Below are 17,014 nucleotides of genomic sequence, written 5' to 3'. Positions count from 1 at the left end.
GCCGCACGCTGCCGCGTGCGGCGCCTTATATATGCAAGTGACCGCCCCCGTCAGGAAGCCGTGCGCACCTGACGCGCGACGATCGCCATATAGTGATCGAGATCCGGTGTCACCTTGCCCGCCTCCTTCGCCGTGTCGTCCCAGCGGCGCAGGCGCAACGCGTCCTCCGCGAACGGGCGCTGGAGGAACACCGCCGCCTCCTCTTCACTGAAGACACCGCCCTGCAACGCCAGGCTGCGCACCGAGTCCGGCGACAGGCTATCGAAGTAGCCGGCGTCCGTGCGGCACAGGCAGCGCTTCGCGTCGACGTGCAGCCGGATCGGTTCCAGCACCGCGTCGGAAAACAGCGGCCGCAGAAACGGCAGCACGTAATACTGGTGCAGATCGTCGATCCCGCGCGCGCTCGGCGTCTCGCCCTGGCGATTCAGCAGATGGCCGAGGTCGTGCAGGAACGCCGCCGCGACCAGCGCTTCGTCCGCCCCGGACGCCTCCGCCAGCCATCCGCTCTGCAATGCATGCTCGAGCTGCGTGACCGGTTCGCCGCTATAGGCCACATGGCCATGCTCGCGATACAGCCCGTGGATCTCTTCCACCGTCAGCGCCATCCGTTTACTCCCAAGGCAGCGAAAACGTCTTCAGGTTCGTGAAGCTCTTCATCGCCTCCTGGACGCCTTCCTTGTACCCAAGCCCCGAATCCTTGATCCCGCCGAACGGCGACAGCTCGATCCGGTATCCGGGCACTTCCCACACGTTCACCGTGCCGACGTTCAGCTCATTCACGAACCGCACGACGGCCGCCGTGCTGTCCGTACAGACACCCGACGACAGCCCGAACGCCGTCCCGTTGCTGATCCGGATCGCGTCGTCGATCGTGTCGAACGCGATGACGGGCGACACCGGCCCGAAGGTTTCCTCACGCACGATCGTCATCGACGGATCGACGTTGTCGAGCACCGTCGGCGCATACAGCGCGCCGCGCCGCACATTGCCCGTCAGCCGGCGAGCGCCCTGCGCGACCGCCTCGTTCACACGCGCCTCGAACAGCCGCGCCGCCGCTTCGTCGATCACCGTGCCCATTTCATTCGCGGGATCGAACGGATCGCCGTATTTCCATGCGCGCGTCTTCTCGACGAGCAATTCGGTGAACGCAGGCGCGACCGAGCGCTGCACCAGCATCCGCTTGACGGCCGTACAGCGCTGGCCGGAATTCCGGTACGAGCCGAGCACCGCGAGCGATGCCGCGCGGTCGAGATCGGCATCGGCGAGGACGATCAGCGGATCGTTGCCGCCCAGCTCCAGCACGATGCGCCGGTAGCCGGCCCGCGCGGCAATCGCCTTGCCGATCGCGACGCCGCCCGTGAACGTGATCAGCGACGCATGCGGATGCGTGACGAGTTCGTCCGCGATCTCGGCAGGATCGCCGGTCAGCACCTGCAGCATCGGCTCGGGCAATCCGGCTTCATACAGCAGATCGGCCAGATAGAACGCCGACAGTGGCACCTTCTCCGACGGCTTCACGATCACGCGGTTGTTGGTGGCGATCGCCGGCGCGATCTTGTGCGCGACCTGGTTCATCGGATGATTGAACGGCGTGATCGCGACGATCACGCCATCGAGCGGCTGTCGCTGCGAGAACACGCGCCGCGCCTTGCCGTGAGGCGTCAGGTCGCACGAGAAACTCTGCGCGTCATCGCGCAGCGCCTCGACCGCCGCGAACTTCAGCACATCGGCCACACGGCCAATCTCGTAGCGCGAATCCTGTTTCGACAACCCCGACTCGAGCGTGATCAGGTCGGACGCTTCCTCGGTACGCTCGCGCAGCAGCGCGGCCGCCCGTTCGAGAATCTGCGAACGCGCGTAGCGCGTGAGCGTCGACCGGTAGGCCATCGCGTAATCGAATGCGGCGCGCACGTCGTCGACGCTGGCGAGCGGCGCGGTGCCGACGCGGGTGCCGGTGTACGGATCCGTGACGTCGAGCGTGCGCTCGCGCATCGCGCGCGTGCCGCACCAGCGCAACGCTTCGGCACGAAACGACGGATGATCCTGCCGCGGATGAGCCATCATGTCGCGATCCGGTTCAACACGAAATCGAACACGTCGAAGTTGCGCGGCCGACGGGCGGGATCGTCCCGCTCGATACGGCGATTGAACAGCAGCGGCACTTCCTGCTCGGACACCCCGCCATGCGAACGCAACGGCACCGTGAGGCCCGACAGGTCGTGTTCGCGCTCGCGCGTGCCGAGCGTCATGTCGCGGCGGCCGATCACGACGAGATCGCCGATCCGGTCGGCCGGCAGTTCGAAACGCGCGGCGGCTTCCGCGTTGTCGAGCACGAGTTCGACGCCGTCGAGGCCGCCGACGCGCCACATCGCGTCGGCCCGGTCGACGCCCGGCGCCAGGTAGATCGTCGCAAACGAACCGAGCGCGCCGTGATGCACGACGTACGGATCGGTAATCGGCAGGATCACGCGCGCAGCGTGCGTGCCGTACCAGCCGTCGAAGGCATCCTGCAGATAGACCACGTTCGGCCGGCCCGTCGCCGGATCGTGCTTCGCGTTCATCCCGTGGTCGGCCGTGAGCCCGATCGCCCAGCCGAGCGCGTCGAGCTGCGCGAGGTAGCCGTCCATCATCGCGTAGAACGCGTTCGCGCCGGCGCTGCCCGGCTCGCACTTGTGCTGCACGTAGTCGGTGGTCGACAGGTACATCAGGTCGACCTGCCGCGTCTGCGCGAGCCGCACGCCGGCCGCGAACACGAATTCGGACAACGCCGCGCTGTACACGTCCGGCGACGGCAGGCCGACCCAGTCGAGCACGTCGACGATCCCGTTTTCCGCGAGATTGGCCTGCGCGGCCTTCTCGGCCGAAAAGCAGATGCCGTTCAGCTGCCAGCCGAGCAGCCGGCGCAGCTTGTCCTTCGCGGTCACGACCGCCACCCGTGCGCCGGCATCGGACGCCGCCGCGAGCAGCGTGCCGGCGCGCAGGTAGGCCGGGTCGTTCATCATGACTTCGGCGCCTCGCCCGCCGTCGGCAGCCGGATCCCAGAAATAGTTGCCGCAGATGCCGTGAACCGACGGCGGCACGCCGCAGACGATCGACAGGTTGTTCGGGTTGGTGAAGGTCGGCACGACGCAATCGGCGCGCCACGCGGTACCTTCCGCGATCATCCGGGCGATGAACGGCGCGACGCCCGCTTCCACCGCGCGTTCGAGATAGTCGTATTCGCAGCCGTCGACACAGATGACGACGGTCGGCTCGACCGGCAGCCGGTAGCGCCGGCCGTTGACGTCGATCGAGCGTCCCGCGAGATCTGTCGATCCATTGCCGGCGGCCCGTTGCTCGCCGGGGAGCCGCAACGCGAACGCGGCGTTCATGATGCCGCCCGCTTGCCGCGCGGCACGCGCGCGGCGATCAGCAGCAGCGCCGCGAGCGACGCGCCGAGCATCAGCAGCGACAGCGCCGATGCCGGCAGGTAATAGCCTCGCTCCACCTGGCCGATCACGACGATCGGCACGGTCGCGAAGCCGGGCGGATACACCGTCAGCGTCGCGCCGAGCTCGCCGAGCGACAGCGCAAAGCCGAGCGCGAGGCTCGCGCGCAGCGCCGGCACGAGCTGCGGCAGCAGCACGCGGCGCAGCACCATCGCGGGCGGCGCGCCGAGACTCGCCGCGGCTTCGCGCAGCACGGTTAGCTCGGGGCGCAGCGCGGCGGCCGCGCAGCGATAGCAGAACGGCAGAATCAGCGCGAGCTGCACCAGCACGACGATCCCCGCCGAGCTCGACAGGTCGAGCGGCTTCTGGTGATACGCGATCAGCACCGCGAGCCCGAGCACGACGCTCGGTACGCCGTTCGGCACCATCACGAGCGCGTCGACGACCGCGCCGAGACCGCGGCGGTCGCGCCCTTCGAGCGCGAGCGCCAGCCACAGCCCGAGGATCGTGCCGAGCGCCGATACGCCGAAGCCGATTTCGAGGCTCGTCAGCAGCGCGTCGTATTCCTGCGACCCGAGCCGCTCGAACCAGCGCAGGCTGTAGCCGGCCGGCAGGATCGTGCCCGACCACTGCGTCGACACGCTCGACAGCGCGACGACGATCACCGGCAGCACGAACAACCAGAAGCACGCGAACGCAGCCAGCGCGAGCGCGGCGCGCGACGCATGCTTGAGCAGCGCGTCGGTCCAGCCGATCCGGTGGCGCGGCACGGTCTGCCCGATACGGAATTCAACGGACATCGTTTCCTCCCATCGCACGCCGGTTCACCCGGCGATAAACCGCGTACAGCGCCAGCGACAGCGACAACATCACGACCGCGCCGGCCGACGCGGTCGGCAGGTCGAGATCGACGGTCGCGCTGCTGTAGATCGCGACCGGCAGCGTGACGAGCCGCGCACTGCCGAGCACGAGCAGGATGCCGAACTCGTTCAGCGTCAGCAGGAAGCACAGCACGGTGCCGGCGGCAATGCCCGGCCACGCGATCGGCAGCACGACGCGGCGCGCGAGCATCCAGCCGGGCGCGCCGAGACTGCGCGCGGCTTCGATCAGCCGCAGGTCCAGCGTCGCGAACGACGCGAGCGTCGGCCGCACGACGAACGGCGTGTAGAACACGGTCTGCGCAAGAATCACGCCGCCGATGCCGAACAGGAAGTTCAGCGGCGGGCTCTCGAGATGGAACAGGTGCTGCAGCGCGATGCTGATCGAGCCTTGCGAGCCGTACAGGAAGATCAGCGTGAACGCGACGAGGAACGACGGAAACGCGACGTACAGCTCCAGGAAGCGCGTGACGAGCGATGCGCCCGGGAACGGCCTGAAGAACAGCAGCGCGGCCAGCAGCACGCCGAGCACCGACGCCGTGCCGGCGCTCGCGAACAGCACGCCGAGCGTCGTCAGCAGCACGTTGCGCGTGTCGGGATTGCCGAAGAAGGCGCGGTACGCAGCGAAACTCAGCCCGTGTTCGCCCGACACGCTCAGCAGCACGAGCCGCACCAGCGGATAGACGACGAGCGGGCCCAGCACGACGATCGCGAGCGCGGCGAGGTGCAGGTCGCCGATGCGCCTGCGGCGCCGCGCGGCGGCGGCATGCGCGGCGGCCGACGCGAGCACGTGCGGCGGCAGGCCGGCTTCAGGGCTCGATAAGGACGACATCGTCTGCCTCGCAATGCAGGGATACGCGCGCACCACGCTCGGGGGCCGCACCGCGGCCGCGTTGCATCGTGACGCGCACCGGCTCGTCGGGCGCCGCGTCGATCACGACCGCGATCGACAGGTCCGCGCCCTGCCATTCGACCGATGACACCGTGCCATGCAGGCCACCGGCTGCGGGCGGCATCACGGTCAGGCGCTCGGGGCGCACGCATGCGACCTTGTCGCGCACGTCGTGGCGCGGATCGCCGAGCGGGAAAATCACATGCGGCGGCAGCAGGTTCGCCGGGCCGAGATAGCGCGCGACGTAGCCGTCCTGCGGCGCGTCGTACAGCTGCTGCGGCGTGCCGAGTTGCGCGATGCGGCCGTCGCGCATCAGCAGCGCGCGGTCGGACAGCACGAGCGCGTCGTCGCGGTCGTGCGTCACGCACACGACGGTCAGGTTCGGCAGGCGCTCGTGCAGCGCCTTCAGTTCGCTGCGCACCGACGCGCGCAGGTTGGCGTCGAGCGCCGACAGCGGCTCGTCGAGCAGCAGTACGTCGGGCTCGATCACGAGTGCGCGGGCCAGCGCGACGCGCTGCTGCATCCCGCCCGACAGTTGCGCGGGCAGATGGTGACCCGCATCGCCGAGCTGGACGAGCTTCAGCGCATCGGCGACGCGGCGCGTCACTTCCGACGACGCCATGCCGCGCGCACGCAGCCCGAATGCGACGTTCTCGAACACCGACAGGTGCGGGAACAGCGCGTAATTCTGGAACAGCAGACCGAGGTTGCGCTTATGCGGCGGCGCATAGGTCAGGTCGCGTCCGGCGACCGTCAGCGTGCCGGTCAGGCCATCGGCCTTCACGAACCCGGCGATGAAGCGCAGCAGCGTGGTCTTGCCGCAGCCGCTCTTGCCGAGCACGGTCAGAAATTCTCCGGCGCCGATCGACAGCGACAGATCGTCCAGCACCGTGCGCGCGCCGTAGCGCACGCTCAAATGCTCGATCCGCACGCCGCCCGGCGCGCCGGACCGCAGCGTCGCGTGCGGTTCGGCGGCGCCGAATGCGCCGGGATGGGTCAGGGTGGTGTCCACCGGGTTCATCCTCTTGCTCGCGGATACAGGCGGCGTGTGCCGCTCACTTCGGCTTGACGACGTCGAGCTGCTTGCCCGAGCTGCCGATCACGTCCTTCTTCCAGCGCTCGATCCACACCGGCTTCTTCGCCATCACCTGGGTCCAGTCGACCGGAATCAGCTTCACGCCCGCGATCGCCTTCTTGACCGCTTCGCCGTTCTTGCCGGCCAGCGGCACGTCGGTGCGGCCCGGGATGCCGTACATATCCGGCACCTTCGACTGCACTTCCGTCGACATCAGGTAGTCGATCAGCTTCCTGCCGGCGTCCTGGTTCGGGCCGCTCTTGATCAGGCCGATGCCGTACGGGAGCTGGAACGTGGTCGGCTGGTCGCCGTCCTTCGCGGCCAGGAAGATCGGCTTGACGGCCAGCGCGCCATGTTCGGCGTCGTCGAGGTCCATCTGCAGGTCGCCGTTCGCGACGCTGATCTCGTTGCGCGACAGCAGCACGTTCAGGTAGCCCGTGCCCTTCGTGTGGAACTTCACGCTCTGCGACAGCTTCGCGAGATAGTCGAACGCCTTGTCCTCGCCCATCAGCGACGTCGTCAGGATCAGCACGGCCATCCCGTCGCCGGCCGTGGCCGGGTTCGAGTACGCGACCTTGCCGGCGTAGGCCGGCGCGAGCAGGTCGGCGAACGTCTTCGGCTGGTTCTTCACGACATCCGGGTTGATCGCGAACGAGAAGTAGTTGTTCACGAAGGTCGCCCACGTGCCGTCCTCGGCCTTCGCGATGGCCGGCACGTTCTTGTAGTTCACGCTCTGGTACGGCTGCAGCAGGCCCATCTGGCCCGCTTGCTGGATGAACGGCGGCAGCGTGACGATCACGTCGGCCTTCGGGGAATTCTTCTCGATGTTCGCGCGGTTCACCACCTCGCCGCTGCCTGCCGTCACGATGTTGACCTTCACGCCTTCCTTCTTCTCGAAAGCCGGCAGCACGTCGCGGTAAAGGTTCTCGAGGCCGTCCGCCGTGTACAGCACGACCGCGTTCGCCGCATGCGCCGGCATCGCGGCGCCTTGCAGCAGACCGGCGGCGCAGGCGGCCAGCGCAAGCTTGCGGAACGCGCCGGCAGCGGCGCGCGAGGGATTCTGCAGTGTCATCTCACTTCTCCGTAGGCGGAACACCAAACGGCCGGGGCACGATCCGGCTCTCCTGTTATCTCCGGGCAGGCCGCTGGACGGCCCGCCGCGCTACCGCGCCCAGGGTGGGTGTCGCGCGGCAATCGAAGGATCACAGCGTTCGATGACAAAGCCGTGACGAATGCCACAATTTCCAAAAAATGACACATTTTGCCACTATCATGCAAGTCACCCAGACATGCCGCCCGGTGTTTCGTCTGCCCTTCGCTGGAGATAAAAACCATGCCCGACCCGATCCTGCTCACGCCCGGCCCGCTCACCACGTCCGCCACAACACGCCACGCAATGCAACATGACTGGGGGTCGTGGGATACCGCTTTCAATCAGTTGACGGCCAGCGTCTGCGCCGACCTCGTCGCGATTGCGCGCGGCGGCGACGCGTACGTGTGCGTGCCGATGCAGGGCAGCGGCACGTTCTCGGTCGAAGCCGCGCTCGGCACGCTGGTGCCGCGCGACGGCGTCGTGCTGGTGCCCGACAACGGCGCCTATTGCGCGCGCATCCTGAAGATTCTCGGCCGGCTCGGCATCGACGCGATCGCGTTGCCGTTCGGCGAGGATGCGGCCGTCGATGCGGCGGCCGTCGAAGCCGCGTTCGCACGCGAGCCGCGCATCACGCACGTCGCGCTCGTGCACCTGGAAACGAGCGCCGGCATCCTGAATCCGCTCGATGCGATCGCGGCCGCGTGCCGGCGCCACGGCAAGCGGCTGATCGTCGATGCGATGAGTTCGTTCGGCGCGCTGCCGATCGCGCTGGCAGACAGCGGGATCGACGCGCTGATCTCGGCCAGCGGCAAATGCCTCGAAGGCGTGCCGGGAATGGGATTCGCGATCGTGCGGCGCGACGCGCTCGACGCGAGCGAAGGCAACTCGCCGTCGCTCGCGCTCGATCTTCACGATCAGTACGCGTATCTGCGCAAGACGGGCCAATGGCGCTTCACGCCGCCGACGCACGTGATTGCCGCGCTGCGCGCCGCGCTCGACCAGTACCTCGCCGAAGGCGGCCAGCCGGCGCGCGGCGCGCGCTATGCGGACAACTGCCGGACGCTGATCGAATCGATGCGCGCGCTCGGCTTCGTGCCGTTCCTCGACGCGAGCGTGCAGGCGCCGGTGATCGTCACGTTTCACGCACCGGACCATCCGGCCTACGATTTCCGTCGCTTCTACGACGCGGTGCGCGACGCGGGCTTCATCCTGTATCCGGGCAAGCTCACGCGGCTCGAAACGTTCCGCGTCGGCTGCATCGGCGCGATCGACGCGGACGATATCCGGCGCGCGGTCGCCGCCATCGCGGCCGCGGTCGAATCGCTCGGCATCGCGATGCAGCACGCATGAAGATGGGAGCATGCCGGCCCGCCCGCCGGCGCGCGCAAATAAAAAAGCCCGGCGGCCGATGGGCTGCCGGGCGAACGCACCGAGTGTGCGTGGAGTTCGCGCTTACAGCTCGATCCGCTTGATGTCGCCGACGACGAAGATGTACGACAGCGCGCCGATCAGCGCGATCACGCCGATGAACACGAGCGCGCCGACGAACGAGCCGGTCGATGCGACGATGAAGCCGACGACGAGCGGCGTGATGATGCCGGCGAGGTTCGCCGCGAAGTTGAAGATGCCGCCCGTCACGCCGAGCAGGCCGTCCGGTGCGATGTCGGACACGAGGGTCCAGCCGAGCGCGGCCATCCCTTGCGCGAAGAACGCCACCGACATGATCGCGATCACGGCTTCGTTGCTCTGCACGTAGTTCGCGAGAATGATCGTCGACGCGAGCAGCAGGCCCGCGATGATCGGCAGCTTGCGCGCGAGGTTCGCCGACTTGCCGCGACGCAGCAGCCAGTCGGAGAAGATCCCGCCGAACATCACGCCGACCGACGCGGCAATGAACGGCATCACCGCGAAGAAGCCGATCTTCAGCCAGCCCATGTGGCGCTCGGTCGCGAGATAGGTGGGGAACCAGGTCAGGAAGAACACGAGCGTCGAGTTGCCGGCGAACTGGCCGAGGCAGATGCCCGCGAGCTGGCGCTTCTTCACCAGTTGGCCGACCATCGACCAGCTGAACTTGGCCTGCGCCGGCTTGTCGCCCTTGTCACCGTTCTTGCGCGCACCGTGGACGAGACCACCGCCCGCTTCGATGTACGCGAGCTCCTCCGAGTTCGCGCCCGGATGGTTGCGCGGCTCGTGGTAGAACTTCCACCAGACGAGGCCGAACGCAATGCCGACCGCGCCCACGACCCAGAACAGCGAGCGCCAGCCGAACGCGCCCATCAGCGCGAACAGCACGGGGCTGAAGAACGCGAGGCCGATGTATTCGCCGACGGTATAGGTGCCGGTCGCCATCGCGCGCTCGTTCTGCGGGAACCACGTCGCGACGACGCGGCTGTTGGTCGGGAAGCACGGCGCTTCCGTCACGCCGAGACCGAGCCGGCACGCGAGCAGCGTCGCGACGCCCGGCACGAAGCCCTGCAGGAACGTGCACAGCGACCACAGCGTCATCGACCAGTAATAGGTGACCTTGCTGCCGAAACGGTCCAGAAACAGGCCGCCGGGCACCTGCATCGCCACGTACGTCCACGAAAACGCGGAGAACATGATGCCCATCACGGCCGCGTTGATGCCGAGCTCCTTGGTGAGCTGCGGCGCAGCCACACCCAGCACGGTGCGGTCGAGATAGTTGATCATCGTGCCGATCGCGAGCAGCGCGAGGATCTTGTAGCGCGCTGACGTGCGCCGGACCGTACCGGCCGCCTGCGCCGGCGCGGCGCTCGTGTGGGTGGTGTGCTGCATGGTCGTCTCCTGGTCTCTTTCTGTGTCTGTAAGGGGGTCAGCGCGCGACGAGCGACTGAAAATGACTGAACATTCGCTCGGCGTCCGGCGTGCGTCCGGTGAAGATCTCGAACGCGTCGACGGCCTGGTACACGGCCATCCCGCCGCCCGGCAGCGTCGCGCAGCCGGCCGCGCGCGCGGCGTGGATCAGTTCGGTTTCGAGCGGGAAATACACGATGTCGGCCACCCACATGCCCGCGTGGAGCAGGTCGGCCGGCAGCGGCAGGCCCGGATGCTTGACCATGCCGGTCGGCGTTGCGTGGATCAGGCCGGTCGCGGCGCGCATCGCGGCCGCGAGATCGCTGCCCGGCGTGACCCTGGCTGCGGGGAAGCGCTGCTGCAATTCGCCCGCCAGCGCGGTGGCACGCGTGCCGTCGACGTCGAAGATCGTCAGTTCGGCCGCGCCCATCTGCAGCGCCGCATGCGCGACGGCCGCGCCCGCGCCGCCCGCGCCGAGCTGGACGACGCGTTCGAGCGACGCGCCGGGCAGCCCGCGGCGGAACGATTTCGCGAAGCCCGACCAGTCGGTGTTGTGGCCGATCCGCTTGCCGTCCTTGAACAGCACGGTGTTTACCGCGCCGAGCGCGCGCGCGTCGTCCGACAGCGCGTCGAGGTGCTCGATCACGCGCTGCTTGCACGGGTGCGTGATGTTCAGCCCGTTGTAGCCCATCCGTTGCGCGGCCTCGAGCAGTTGCGGCAGCGCATCGACGTTCACGCCGAGCACGTCGAGATCGATGCGCCGGTATACGTAACCGAAGCCCTGGCGGAAGCCTTCTTCCTCGTGCATCGCGGGCGACAGCGAGCCGCCGATGCCCTGGCCGATCAGGCCGATCAGAAACGACGGGCGGCTCATCGTGCGGCTCCCTGCGCGAACAGCGTCGCCAGGCGCTGCAGCGCGAACACGTAGCCTTCGGTGCCGCAGCCGCAGATCACGGCTTCGGCGAGCGCCGACACATAGGAATGGTGGCGGAACGCCTCGCGGCGATGGACGTTCGAGATATGCACCTCGATCACCGGCTTCGCGATCGCGGAAAGCGCGTCGGCCAGCGCCACGGACGTATGCGTATAGGCGGCCGGGTTGATCACGATGCCGTGCGTGTCGTGACGCGCGGCATGCAGCCAGTCGATGAGCTGATGCTCGGCGTTCGACTGGCGAAAGTCGATTTCGAGCCCGAGCCCTTCCGCCGCCGTGCGGCAGCGCTGCTCGAGATCGGCGAGCGTTTCCGCGCCGTAGATATGGGGCTCGCGCGTGCCCAACAGATTCAGGTTCGGGCCGTTCAGCACCAGCACCTTGTGCTTGCTCATCGTGTTTCTGCTCCTGAAACAGGGGCGGACCACGATCGGCGCCGCCCCGAAGACATCGGAATGTGGCGCTAGTGTGCGCCCGTGCAAGCGGGCTGTCTTTTCGGGTTTTCGCTAATTTGTACCATCTAGTTAGTTTGTACAATATGCACTACTCGCCCAGTAAAATCGGGATATGGTGCGCGCGCCGAACTCAACGACTGGTTCATTCAGGGTCGGTTCGACCGGCGTCATGCCCCACTCATCCGCAGGAATCGCCCATGCAGCGCTCGATCGCCACCGTGTCCCTGTCCGGCACGCTCGCCGAGAAGCTCGTCGCCATCCAGGCCGCGGGCTTCGACGGCGTCGAAATCTTCGAAAACGATCTCGTCTACTTCGACGGATCGCCGGCCGACGTCCGGCGCATGGCCGCCGATCTCGGCCTCGACATCGTGCTGTTCCAGCCGTTTCGCGACTTCGAGGGCGTGAGCGCCGCCCAGCTCGCGCGCAATCTCGACCGGATCAAGCGCAAGTTCGACGTGATGCATGCGCTCGGCACCGATCGCATCCTCGTCTGCAGCAGCGTGGCGGCCGATACGATCGCCGACGACGGGCTGCTCGTCGACCAGCTCGGCGCGCTCGCCGAGGCCGCGCGGCAAGCCGGTGTGGTGGCCGCGTACGAGGCGCTCGCGTGGGGCCGCGTCGTGAAGCGGTACGGCCATGCGTGGAAGCTCGTGAATGCGGTGAACAGCCCGCACCTCGGCCTCGCGCTCGACAGCTTCCACACGCTGTCGCTCGACGATTCGCCGGACGGGATCGCCGACATCCCCGGCGACCGGATCGCTTTCGTGCAGATCGCCGACGCGCCGAAGCTCGTGATGGACGTGCTCGAGTGGAGTCGCCACTACCGCTCGTTCCCGGGCCAGGGCGACTTCGACCTGGCGCGCTTCACCGCGCGCGTGATCGAGTCGGGCTATACGGGGCCGCTGTCGCTCGAGATCTTCAACGACGGCTTCCGCGCGGCGCCGACCGCGCTCACGGCCGCCGACGGCCACCGCTCGCTGCTCTATCTGGAAGACCTGACGCGCGCGCGACTTGCACAGGACGGTCGCGCGCCGGCCGCCAGCCAGCCGCTGTTCGCCCCGCCCGCGCCACCCGCGCACGTCGGGTTCCAGTTCATCGAATTCGCGGTCGACGCGCAGGCGGCGGCGACCGTCGGCGAATGGCTCGGCCGGATGCGCTTCCGGCTCGCCGGCCGGCATCGCTCGAAGGACGTGACGCTGTTCCAGCACGGCGCCGCGTCGATCGTGCTGAACGCCGAGCGCGACTCGTTCGCCGATGCGTTCTTCCAGCAGCACGGGCTGTCGCTGTGCGCGTCCGCGTTCCGCGTCGACGACGCGAAAGTAGCGTTCGAACGCGCGGCCGGCTTCGGCTACGCACCGTTCTCCGGCCGGGTCGGGCCGAACGAGCGCGTGCTGCCGAGCGTGAAGGCGCCGGACGGCAGCCTCGAGTATTTCGTCGACGAAGCGCCGGATGCGCCGACGCTGTATGAATCGGATTTCGTGCTGACCGACATCGACGGCCCGACCGAAGTCGGCCCGCTGACGGGCATCGATCACGTGTGCCTCGCGCTGCCGGCCGACGCGCTCGACACGTGGATCCTGTTCTTCAAGACGGCGTTCGGCTTCGAGGCCGAGCGCAGCTGGCTCGTACCCGACCCGTACGGGCTGATGCGCAGTCGCGCGGTACGCAGCGCCGACGGCTCGGTGCGAATCGCGCTGAACGCGTCGGTCGACCGCCATACGGCCGTCGCCGAGTCGCTCGACCGCTACCACGGCACCGGGCTGAACCACGTCGCGTTCCGCACCGACGACATCGTGAAGACGGTCGCCGCGTTCGCAGCCGACGGCGTGCCGTTCCTGCGCATTCCAGCCAACTACTACGACGATCTCGCCGCGCGCTACGCGCTGCCGGACGAACTGATCGATACGCTCAGCGCGCACCACCTGCTGTACGACCGCGACGAGCACGGCGGCGAATTCCTGCATGCGTATACGGAACTGGTCGACAACCGCTTCTCGCTCGAGATCGTCGAGCGGCGCGGCGGATACGACGGCTATGGCGCGGCGAACGCGGCCGTGCGGCTCGCCGCGCAGGCGCAGCGCAGGAAATAAGGAAAGGACGCGGAGTTCGGGGCCGGGCCGCGCTCGCGATCCGGCGATCGATTGGCCGGGCTCCCTCGCCCGCACCATCTTGGTGAATCGGGCCGCGCCGCCCTAGCCCGCGCGGCCGGCTGCCCTCCTCCGCGCAGCCGCGCGCCGCATGGCGTTACATCCGGTAACCCGTGCCGCAGTGCAGCATCGCGGCGCCCGCCGCGGTTTTAAGAATCGCTTAAGTCTTCGACGGCACCATCCGCAACCAGTACCCGATGGTTATCTCGAAAAGGAGGAAAGCGATGAGCGCCGTAGAAGCACCCGCGGGCCGCCCGGCCGCGCCCCCTGCAAAGAAGACGATGCTGCGCCGCCTGCTCAGTCATCATGAAATCGCGACGCTGCTCGTGCTGCTGCATGCCCCGATCGGCGCGAATGCCAAACCCGAATTGCCCGCGCTGCAGGAAGCCGGCCTCGTCGAAATGGTCAAGCTCGACCCCGATACGGCCCCGAGCTTCCGGCTGACCGAAGACGGCACCGCCGTCCTGAAAGGGCTCGGCTACCGCTGAGCCGCCGCCTTCCCCTTTCTCCCGCTTCCCCGCCTTACCCCGCTTCCTGCGTCGCGCCGGCCACGCCGGCGAGTCGCGTCACCCCGCCCGCTCCTGCAGCATCAGCCGGTATTCCGTCGGCGTCACGCCGACCGTCGCCTTGAACTGGCGCGTGAACGCGCTGTGATCCGTGTAGCCGCACAGCGCGGCGACGTCGGTCACCTTGTCGTGCGTGACGAGCAGCGCGGTGGCCGCGTCGAGCCGCGTCTTCAGCAGCACCTGGCGCGGTGTCAGGTGGAACACCTTGTGGAAGTAGCGTTCGAGCTGCGCGACCGACATCCCGGCCATCTGCGCGAGCTGCTTCAGGTTCAGCGGCTGCACGTAGTGATCCTGGATGTGCTGGACCACGTCGGCGAGCCGGCTGTACGCCGGGTGCGAACCCTCGTGCGCCTTCAGGTCGCGCGAAATGCCCGCGAGGCCGACCACCCGGCCCGCGGCGTCGCGCAGCGGCTCCTTGCAGGTCAGGCACCAGCCCGGCTGACGGCCCGGGTACAGGTGCAGCTCGAGCTGGTCCATCAATTGCTGGCCCGCGTTGATCGTCGCCATGTCCTGTTCGAAATAGCTGCGGCCGAAGCGGCGCGGAAACACCTCGTCGGCCGTCTTGCCGAGCAGGTCGCGCTTGTCCTTGTAGCCGCAGCGCATCGCCAGCGTGCGATTGACGATCGCGTAGCGGCCGCTCGCGTCCTTCACGAAGAACGCGACGTCCGGCAGCGCATCGAGCACCGGTTCGAGCAGGCGGAAATGCGCGAGCATCGCGCCGAAATCGGCGTTGTCGGGCTGGTAGCGCAACGTGTCGGACAGGCTCATGGGCGGTACGGCAAGCAAGGTCGTCATCCCGGCAACCGCGAAGCGAGTGGCAGATGGCGTCGATTATAGAAGCGCCCCTTCGATCGCGTCGCGCCGGACGCGGGGCACGCAAGCGGGCGGCCGGTGACATCGTGCGCGCCGGCCCGTTACACCGGTCAGCGGAACAGGTTGCGCACGCAACCACTACGCAGCACGTGCGCGGCCGGCGCGGTGCATCGACACACCGGCGCCACGCACCCGAAGCCGTCATCCTAAAAATGCCCGCGCCTCGCGTCTTGGCGGGTTTGCGCATGCGTCATGACGATTTCGGCATATATCAGGGTAATCGACGATATGCCGATATCGTCGCCGGCCACGCATCGAACGCGCAAGACGCACGCATTTTCGCTACCTAGACTTCGTTTCACGGTCACGAGACGACCTCCCGGCGCTGCCGCAATCGGCATGCACGGCCCGCTTCATCCGCCGTCGCGCACGCCGATTACGGCACAGCGCGCACGGCGGGCGGCGTGCCGATCGAACCGTCTCGCCCGGTTTACCGGCGCCGGCCCGCATGCCGGCGGCGGCCCAACCACGCCATCAAGGGGAAGTGAAAGTGAAGCTGAAGGTATCGCACGTCGCGCTGGCCGCTGCCTGCGCACTGTCGGGCGCGCACGCCATCGCCGCCGACGTCGTCAAGATCGGTTTCGCCGCGCCGCTGACCGGCCCGCAGTCGAATTACGGCACGGACATGCAGAAGGGCGTGCAGCTCGCGATCGCCGATTTCAACGCGACGCATCCGACGATCGGCGGCAAGCCCGTCACGTTCCAGCTCGACTCGCAGGACGACCAGGCCGACCCGCGCACCGGCACGACCGTCGCGCAGCGGCTGATCGACGACAACGTCCGCGGAATCGTCGGCCACTTCAACTCCGGTACCAGCATTCCCGCGTCCGACCTGTACGATCGCGCGGGGCTGCCGCAGATCTCGATGGCGACGTCGCCGCAATACACGGCGCGCGGCTACAAGACGACCTACCGGCTGCTGACGAGCGACGCGCAGGCGGGCCGCATCGTCGGCACGTACGCGGTGAAGACGCTGCACTTCAAGCGCATCGCGATCATCGACGATCGCACGGCCTACGGCCAGGGCATCGCCGACGAATTCGCGAAGGCCGTGGAAGCGGCCGGCGGCACGATCGTCAAGCGCGACTTCACGAACGACAAGGCGCTCGATTTCTCGGCGATCCTGACCAACCTGAAGGGCGTGAATCCGGACGCGGTCTTCTACGGCGGCGGCGATGCGCAATCGTCGCCGATGATCCGCAAGATGCGCCAGCTCGGCATGAAGTCGGCCTTCGTGACGGGCGAGATGTCGCGCTCGCCGACGTTCCTGAAGGTCGGCGGCGACGCGGCCGAGGGCGCGATCGTCTACATGGGCGGGCTGCCGAAGGAAAAGATGCCGGGCTTCGCCGGCTACGCGGCACGCTACAAGGCGCGCTTCAACGAAGACGTGATCACGTACTCGCCGTACTCGTACGACGGCACGATCGCGCTGCTCACCGCGATGAAGGAAGCGAACTCGACCGATCCGAAGGTGTACACGCCGTATCTCGGCAAGGTGTCGATCAAGGGCGTCTCGGCGCCGAGCATCGCGTACGACGCGAAGGGCGACCTGAAGGATGCGCCGGTGACGATCTACAAGGTCGAGCGCGGTGCGTTCAAGCCGGTCGATACGATCGCCGGGAACTGATACACGCACGCCTGCCCCGCGCGGCGCGCCAGCGGCTCACCGGCCGCCCGCGCCGCGCGCTTCGGCTGCATGGTCCGAGGCCGTTTCCGGCGCGCCCGCGCGCAGGCATTTCGCGCTCCTGTAGAATCCCCCCACCCGCCTTGACGCTTCGTCTCCGCCATGCCCCATCCCGGTGCGGCGGCGCGTGTTTCGTGCCCCACCCGGTACGCGGCACGCTTCGACGACGCAAGCCGCG

At 68.0% G+C, this 17,014-nt stretch carries 15 protein-coding genes; 4 read left to right on the top strand and 11 right to left on the bottom strand.

Annotated elements, in window-relative coordinates; genetic code table 11:
* Positions 1-50: 50 nt before the first annotated feature.
* From HWX62_RS20850 to phnS, 7 genes are read right to left on the bottom strand one after another with little or no spacing between them, the layout of a single operon-like run.
* Complete coding sequence (locus HWX62_RS20850) at positions 51-605, bottom strand: phosphonate degradation HD-domain oxygenase (protein WP_175932065.1); 555 nt, start codon at positions 603-605, stop codon at positions 51-53.
* Positions 606-609: 4 nt separating this feature from the next.
* Positions 610-2,064, bottom strand: coding sequence for a phosphonoacetaldehyde dehydrogenase (gene phnY / locus HWX62_RS20845; RefSeq protein WP_175932066.1), 1,455 nt, complete (start codon positions 2,062-2,064; stop codon positions 610-612).
* Complete coding sequence (gene phnA, locus HWX62_RS20840; protein WP_175932067.1) at positions 2,061-3,371, bottom strand: phosphonoacetate hydrolase; 1,311 nt, start codon at positions 3,369-3,371, stop codon at positions 2,061-2,063. The genes phnY and phnA overlap by 4 nt, the downstream gene beginning before the upstream one ends.
* Positions 3,368-4,228: a 2-aminoethylphosphonate ABC transport system, membrane component PhnV gene (gene phnV, locus HWX62_RS20835; protein ID WP_175932068.1), complete on the bottom strand. Its 861-nt coding sequence runs from the start codon at positions 4,226-4,228 to the stop codon at positions 3,368-3,370. The genes phnA and phnV overlap by 4 nt, the downstream gene beginning before the upstream one ends.
* Entirely contained in the window at positions 4,218-5,138 is a 921-nt protein-coding gene (locus tag HWX62_RS20830; RefSeq protein ID WP_175932069.1) for a 2-aminoethylphosphonate ABC transporter permease subunit, read from the bottom strand. The genes phnV and HWX62_RS20830 overlap by 11 nt, the downstream gene beginning before the upstream one ends.
* The gene (gene phnT / locus HWX62_RS20825; protein WP_175932070.1) at positions 5,116-6,219 is read right to left on the bottom strand and encodes a 2-aminoethylphosphonate ABC transport system ATP-binding subunit PhnT; all 1,104 of its coding nucleotides are present in this window, start codon (positions 6,217-6,219) and stop codon (positions 5,116-5,118) included. Before phnT ends, HWX62_RS20830 begins: the two co-directional genes overlap by 23 nt.
* Positions 6,220-6,253: 34 nt before the next feature.
* Entirely contained in the window at positions 6,254-7,345 is a 1,092-nt protein-coding gene (gene phnS / locus HWX62_RS20820; protein WP_175932071.1) for a 2-aminoethylphosphonate ABC transporter substrate-binding protein, read from the bottom strand.
* A 261-nt stretch (positions 7,346-7,606) separates the two neighbouring features.
* Between phnS and HWX62_RS20815 the strand changes: the two genes are divergently transcribed.
* Positions 7,607-8,716 (top strand): 2-aminoethylphosphonate--pyruvate transaminase, encoded by a 1,110-nt coding sequence (locus tag HWX62_RS20815; RefSeq protein ID WP_175932072.1) that lies wholly within the window; start codon positions 7,607-7,609, stop codon positions 8,714-8,716.
* A 102-nt stretch (positions 8,717-8,818) separates the two neighbouring features.
* On the opposite strand, the gene HWX62_RS20810 is transcribed toward HWX62_RS20815, so the two are convergent.
* From HWX62_RS20810 to aroQ, 3 genes are read right to left on the bottom strand one after another with little or no spacing between them, the layout of a single operon-like run.
* Positions 8,819-10,162 (bottom strand): MFS transporter, encoded by a 1,344-nt coding sequence (locus tag HWX62_RS20810; RefSeq protein WP_175932073.1) that lies wholly within the window; start codon positions 10,160-10,162, stop codon positions 8,819-8,821.
* Between the two features lie 37 nt (positions 10,163-10,199).
* Complete coding sequence (locus HWX62_RS20805; protein WP_175932074.1) at positions 10,200-11,054, bottom strand: shikimate dehydrogenase; 855 nt, start codon at positions 11,052-11,054, stop codon at positions 10,200-10,202.
* A complete protein-coding gene (aroQ, locus tag HWX62_RS20800) occupies positions 11,051-11,506 on the bottom strand; it encodes a type II 3-dehydroquinate dehydratase (RefSeq protein ID WP_175932075.1) in 456 nt (151 codons plus the stop codon). The genes HWX62_RS20805 and aroQ overlap by 4 nt, the downstream gene beginning before the upstream one ends.
* 257 nt (positions 11,507-11,763) lie before the next feature.
* Between aroQ and HWX62_RS20795 the strand changes: the two genes are divergently transcribed.
* Both HWX62_RS20795 and HWX62_RS20790 read left to right on the top strand, forming a co-directional pair.
* The gene (locus HWX62_RS20795; protein ID WP_175932076.1) at positions 11,764-13,656 is read left to right on the top strand and encodes a sugar phosphate isomerase/epimerase and 4-hydroxyphenylpyruvate domain-containing protein; all 1,893 of its coding nucleotides are present in this window, start codon (positions 11,764-11,766) and stop codon (positions 13,654-13,656) included.
* A gap of 281 nt (positions 13,657-13,937) precedes the next feature.
* On the top strand, positions 13,938-14,201 hold the full coding sequence (locus HWX62_RS20790) for a hypothetical protein (RefSeq protein WP_006489463.1): 264 nt from the start codon (positions 13,938-13,940) through the stop codon (positions 14,199-14,201).
* A 78-nt stretch (positions 14,202-14,279) separates the two neighbouring features.
* Here HWX62_RS20790 and HWX62_RS20785 read toward each other — a convergent pair whose 3' ends face one another.
* A complete protein-coding gene (locus HWX62_RS20785; RefSeq protein ID WP_175932077.1) occupies positions 14,280-15,074 on the bottom strand; it encodes an AraC family transcriptional regulator in 795 nt (264 codons plus the stop codon).
* A gap of 568 nt (positions 15,075-15,642) precedes the next feature.
* On the opposite strand from HWX62_RS20785, the gene HWX62_RS20780 reads away from it, so the two are divergent.
* Positions 15,643-16,779 carry a branched-chain amino acid ABC transporter substrate-binding protein gene (locus tag HWX62_RS20780; protein ID WP_175932078.1) on the top strand — a complete coding sequence of 379 codons (1,137 nt, stop codon included), beginning with the start codon at positions 15,643-15,645 and terminating at the stop codon, positions 16,777-16,779.
* The last annotated feature ends 235 nt before the right edge of the window (positions 16,780-17,014 follow it).

It is taken from the genome of Burkholderia sp. BCC0506 (assembly GCF_902833145.1).
Lineage (GTDB): Bacteria > Pseudomonadota > Gammaproteobacteria > Burkholderiales > Burkholderiaceae > Burkholderia.
The sequence above is the reverse complement of the archived record's forward strand: the minus strand, read 5'-3'. Positions and strand labels throughout refer to the sequence as shown.

Excerpts from the sequence above, each read along its gene's own strand:
- HWX62_RS20850 (WP_175932065.1), bottom strand. The coding sequence starts at position 605 with ATGGCGCTGACGGTGGAAGAGATCCACGGGCTGTATCGCGAGCATGGC.
- HWX62_RS20830 (WP_175932069.1), bottom strand. The coding sequence starts at position 5,138 with ATGTCGTCCTTATCGAGCCCTGAAGCCGGCCTGCCGCCGCACGTGCTC.
- HWX62_RS20790 (WP_006489463.1), top strand. The coding sequence starts at position 13,938 with ATGAGCGCCGTAGAAGCACCCGCGGGCCGCCCGGCCGCGCCCCCTGCA.
- HWX62_RS20795 (WP_175932076.1), top strand. The coding sequence starts at position 11,764 with ATGCAGCGCTCGATCGCCACCGTGTCCCTGTCCGGCACGCTCGCCGAG.
- HWX62_RS20815 (WP_175932072.1), top strand. The coding sequence starts at position 7,607 with ATGCCCGACCCGATCCTGCTCACGCCCGGCCCGCTCACCACGTCCGCC.
- phnS (WP_175932071.1), bottom strand. The coding sequence starts at position 7,345 with ATGACACTGCAGAATCCCTCGCGCGCCGCTGCCGGCGCGTTCCGCAAG.
- HWX62_RS20810 (WP_175932073.1), bottom strand. The coding sequence starts at position 10,162 with ATGCAGCACACCACCCACACGAGCGCCGCGCCGGCGCAGGCGGCCGGT.
- HWX62_RS20785 (WP_175932077.1), bottom strand. The coding sequence starts at position 15,074 with ATGACGACCTTGCTTGCCGTACCGCCCATGAGCCTGTCCGACACGTTG.
- phnT (WP_175932070.1), bottom strand. The coding sequence starts at position 6,219 with ATGAACCCGGTGGACACCACCCTGACCCATCCCGGCGCATTCGGCGCC.
- phnY (WP_175932066.1), bottom strand. The coding sequence starts at position 2,064 with ATGATGGCTCATCCGCGGCAGGATCATCCGTCGTTTCGTGCCGAAGCG.
- phnA (WP_175932067.1), bottom strand. The coding sequence starts at position 3,371 with ATGAACGCCGCGTTCGCGTTGCGGCTCCCCGGCGAGCAACGGGCCGCC.
- phnV (WP_175932068.1), bottom strand. The coding sequence starts at position 4,228 with ATGTCCGTTGAATTCCGTATCGGGCAGACCGTGCCGCGCCACCGGATC.
- HWX62_RS20805 (WP_175932074.1), bottom strand. The coding sequence starts at position 11,054 with ATGAGCCGCCCGTCGTTTCTGATCGGCCTGATCGGCCAGGGCATCGGC.
- aroQ (WP_175932075.1), bottom strand. The coding sequence starts at position 11,506 with ATGAGCAAGCACAAGGTGCTGGTGCTGAACGGCCCGAACCTGAATCTG.